At 43.6% G+C, this 4,101-nt stretch carries 4 protein-coding genes and 1 pseudogene; all 5 read left to right on the forward strand.

Going from position 1 to position 4,101, the window contains the following annotated elements; translation table 11 throughout:
- A pseudogene (locus AAGC65_RS25215) lies at positions 1-209 on the forward strand (translational GTPase TypA); the annotation flags it as partial.
- Between the two features lie 101 nt (positions 210-310).
- Positions 311-1,300 (forward strand): LamG-like jellyroll fold domain-containing protein, encoded by a 990-nt coding sequence (locus AAGC65_RS25220; protein WP_343115225.1) that lies wholly within the window; start codon positions 311-313, stop codon positions 1,298-1,300.
- Between the two features lie 93 nt (positions 1,301-1,393).
- Complete coding sequence (locus AAGC65_RS25225; RefSeq protein WP_343115226.1) at positions 1,394-2,074, forward strand: methyltransferase domain-containing protein; 681 nt, start codon at positions 1,394-1,396, stop codon at positions 2,072-2,074.
- Positions 2,075-2,133: 59 nt separating this feature from the next.
- Positions 2,134-2,901, forward strand: a complete 768-nt coding sequence (locus tag AAGC65_RS25230) for a class I SAM-dependent methyltransferase (protein WP_343115227.1) — start codon at positions 2,134-2,136, stop codon at positions 2,899-2,901.
- Between the two features lie 5 nt (positions 2,902-2,906).
- Complete coding sequence (locus tag AAGC65_RS25235; RefSeq protein ID WP_343115228.1) at positions 2,907-4,043, forward strand: glycosyltransferase family 4 protein; 1,137 nt, start codon at positions 2,907-2,909, stop codon at positions 4,041-4,043.
- Positions 4,044-4,101: the final 58 nt, after the last annotated feature.

Below are 4,101 nucleotides of genomic sequence, written 5' to 3' on the forward strand. Positions count from 1 at the left end.
AAGGCAAGCAGTTAACCAACATGCGTGCATCTGGTAGCGATACCAACGTACGTATAGCACCTGCTATCAAATTCTCGTTAGAAGAATCAATGGAGTATATCCAGGCTGATGAATACATTGAGGTAACCCCTCAAAGCATCCGTTTGCGTAAAATATTCCTGAACGAAAACGAAAGAAAGATCAACGCTAAAAGATTCGTTAACCAATAATGGTTAGCTGAATATTAAATAATAAAAAAAGGCCTGTATATAAGGCCTTTTTTTATTATTATTGGCTGACAATCACTTATATTAATACCAAACCTTATTACATGAAAAAAAGTCTACTTCTGCTATGCGCGGTTATCGCCCTTTTTACTGCCTGCAAAAAAACTGATACTCCTCCCGCTGATCCGCTTAAAGGCATTTTATTTACTGATACCCTGCGGATGTATGATGATGATGTGGTACAACTTCATTACACCACAACTCCGTCAAATTATGATCCGAGTTTACTGGTCTGGACAGCCTCAGATACAACCGTACTTACCGTTTCAGGTATAGGCAAGGTAACTGCGAAAAATGAGGGCATATCTACGGTAACCTTAACAAATAAGGCTAAAACATTCTTTTTAAGTGGTATCATAGCTGTTAAAAGTAAATTAGATTTAGGGTTGTTGGCTTACTATCCATTTAATAATAGTACTGCCGACATATCGGGTAATAAAAATAACGGTTTGGCTTATAATTTGACGTCAGGTGCCGATAGGTTTGGTAAAGCAAATTCGGCTTATTATTTTAATGGATCTGGCAGTTACATCAGGGTAAAGGATAATATGGCTCTTAGGTTGAATAATACCGACTTTACACTAAATACCTGGACTAAATTGGATAACTATGGCTCTACATTTGGTGTCAACTTGTTATCAAAACACCTTTCAGGGGCCGATAATGGCTGGGCATGGGGTATTACAGGTTTTCAAATATACCCTATTGGCATTGTAACTTACGGCCCGGGCGGAGGCAGTGCTTTTTCCAGGGGAGTATTAACCGTTGGCTTAAATCAATGGCACATGGTTACCACTGTATATTCGGTACAAAATCAAAGCATTAGTATATATGTAGATGGCGTGTTTGATAACATAACTTACGGACAACCATCACCTAAAGGCATCATCAACTCTGACCTTTACATAGGCCGCGATAACCCGGAAGTGCCAACTGATGGATATTTTGTTAAGGGCTTGTTGGATGATATACGCATATATAACAGAGCGCTATCAGCAGCAGACATTAAAAAGTTGTACAACCTGACGCACTAAGTTGCCAAATCATCATCCTTAAAAGCGGTTATTTTACGAATTGAAATAACTTCTTTTAAGGATGTTTGCATAAAAAACTTAGATTTGGCCCCCATGAAAGGCAACAGGCTTAAGCCAACCCTATTTAACCCGCGTTATGTATCCCTGTATAAATTAAAAAACAGGACCATTGAAAAAATAAAGGAGCTTACCCAGGCTAACAAACAATTGCTCCTGGCCGATTTTGGCTGCGGCGATATGCCTTACCGCGAAGTGCTTGAACCTATGGTTGGTAAATACCTGGGTATTGACCTTGACCTGAACCCACTGGCCGAGCATCATATTGATTTTGACAGCAAAACCACCCTGCCCGATAATTATGCCGACCTGGTACTATCAAACCAGGTGCTGGAACACGTAGATAGCCCTGCCGGTTATTTGCAGGAAGCCTACCGTATTTTAAAACCCGGCGGCTCCATGCTCATCAGTACCCACGGTTACTGGTTTTATCACCCTACACCTAATGATTACTGGCGATGGACGAGTGCCGGTCTGCGCCGCACTATTGAGATGGAAGGTTTCCAGATCACTTCTTTCTTTGGTATCATGGGTTTGCCTGCAAGCGGTATTCAGCTGTTTCAGGATGGTATATACTTAAAACTGCCCGGCTTTCTGAAACCCATATTTGCCCTGATTATGCAAACGCTTATTATTTTGTTTGACAAGGTAAGCTCTCAGCCCCAGCGCGACAGGGATGGCGCCATATACGTAATTGTAGCTCAAAAACCGCTTTAATATTATTTATTAACTTTGTAGCGCTGGCATAGCTTTAAATATATTTCTCTGTAGTTGTAATGGTCCAAAATCTGAATCGCGAAACCGTTGTGTCTTATTATGATGAGCACGTTAAAAATAAACTGAACGATTATGTCAAGATCAATCCACGTATTGAATATGCCTGGAAAACCATTAAACGCTTTGCTCCTGCACAACCCCTGCGTATTTTAGAAGTTGGCTGCGGCATGGGCAACGTATGCTCGCGTATGCACAAACGCTGGCCCAATGCTGTAATTACCGGTATCGACATCAGCACGCTCTCTATCCAGATAGCTCAAAAGCTTTTTGCCGATGATAAGCTCAACTTCAGGGAAACCATATTATTGCCCGATACTTTTGATGAGCAGTTTGACCTGATTGTTTTTATGGATGTTTACGAGCACATAGCCGTGAACGACAGGCCCGACGTGCATGCCGCGCTGGCCAAGATATTACGTAACAAAGGCAAGATCATTTTAACGGTGCCTACGCCGCATAACCTGAAATGGTCGTTAGTGAATAAGCCCGAAACTATGCAGCCTGTTGATGAGCATATCTCCTTTGAGGTGATAGGCAAACTGGCGGCCGATACCGGCACCGAAGTGATCCTGTACCAGCGTAAAAACGTTTGGAACGTGGGCGACTATGCCCACATCGTTCTGGAAAAAAATGACGATTTTGAGGCTGCCTTCTTTCACCCTAAACCTGTTAACGCCACGCAAAAAGGGCAGCGTATGTTCAGCAAGCTTAAATCAAAGGTCGAAAGTATTTTCAGGGGTTACTATGTTCGTAAAAAACTGAAGTAATGGGTATGGAGTATAATTTATGTATCATAAAGCCCAATAAAAACTCCTATTCCGAAACTTTTGTACAAGCGCATATTGATAGGCTTACAGGTCATAAAATGGTGCTGTACGGCGGCGCGTTTCCGGTTTATGATGATACGGGTAAGTTCCTGATCCGATCGCCGCTTTCTGTGTTGCTGTATCTCATTAAAAAACGCGTCTTTAAAAAAGACAATATATCCGAACTTAATAATGCTCTGGCCAAATATCTTACCCGTCAAAAAATTGATGTGGTACTGGCCGAGTATGGCATGGTAGGCGCAAGGGTGGCTACTGCCTGTAAAATGGCTTGTGTACCCCTCGTGATTCATTTTCATGGTGCCGACGCGCACCATCGCCCTACGGTTACCGAATATAAAACAGCATACCAACAGGCCTTTGCTTATGCAAGTGCCATTGTGGTGGTATCTGAAGATATGTACCAAACCCTGCTGGATTTGGGTGCTCCAGCAAATAAGCTGTTCCTGAACCCATATGGCGTAAACGTGAACCTGTTTAATGCGGTTGACGTAGCACAATCGGCCCCAAACTTTTTGGCGGTGGGGCGCTTTGTGGGTAAAAAAGCGCCGCTGATAACCCTGCAGGCCTTTGAAACCGTAACGCGCACGTTTGCCGATGCGCATTTATGGATGGCAGGCGAGGGACCCCTGTTGGATGCTACAAAACAAAAGGCCGTAGAATTAGGCATTTCGGATAAAGTAACTTTTACGGGCAGGCAATCAACCCCGCAGATACTTGAACTGATGAAAAAAATGCGGTGCTTTGTACAGCACTCAGTTACTGCCGATGATGGTGACATGGAAGGCACGCCCAATACCATACTGGAGGCTTCGGCTTCGGCACTGCCGGTGGTATCAACCCGCCACGCGGGTATCAAACAAGCCGTGGTTGATGGTGTTACCGGACTGCTTACCGATGAGTATGATGTTGAGGGGATGGGCCGGCATATGTTAAAACTGGCAGGTTCGGTCCAATTGGCGGCGCAACTGGGTAAAGCCGGGCGCGAGCATATATTGGCTAATTATAACATAGAAAAAAGGATTGCCGTGCTGGATAGTATTATTCAGCAAAGTATAAATCCGCTAAGTGGAGCGGTGAGATAAGAGCGTGAGGAGCGAAGAGAAATCTTATACGCCCTGTAATTGCAGGCGATGCATGACG

The organism is Mucilaginibacter sp. (assembly GCF_039207105.1).
In the GTDB taxonomy this organism is placed as follows: Bacteria; Bacteroidota; Bacteroidia; order Sphingobacteriales; family Sphingobacteriaceae; genus Mucilaginibacter.

Bases quoted from the DNA above. Each gene is read 5' to 3' on its own strand.
- AAGC65_RS25225 (WP_343115226.1), top strand. From the start codon at position 1,394: ATGAAAGGCAACAGGCTTAAGCCAACCCTATTTAACCCGCGTTATGTA.
- AAGC65_RS25220 (WP_343115225.1), top strand. From the start codon at position 311: ATGAAAAAAAGTCTACTTCTGCTATGCGCGGTTATCGCCCTTTTTACT.
- AAGC65_RS25235 (WP_343115228.1), top strand. From the start codon at position 2,907: ATGGAGTATAATTTATGTATCATAAAGCCCAATAAAAACTCCTATTCC.
- AAGC65_RS25230 (WP_343115227.1), top strand. From the start codon at position 2,134: ATGGTCCAAAATCTGAATCGCGAAACCGTTGTGTCTTATTATGATGAG.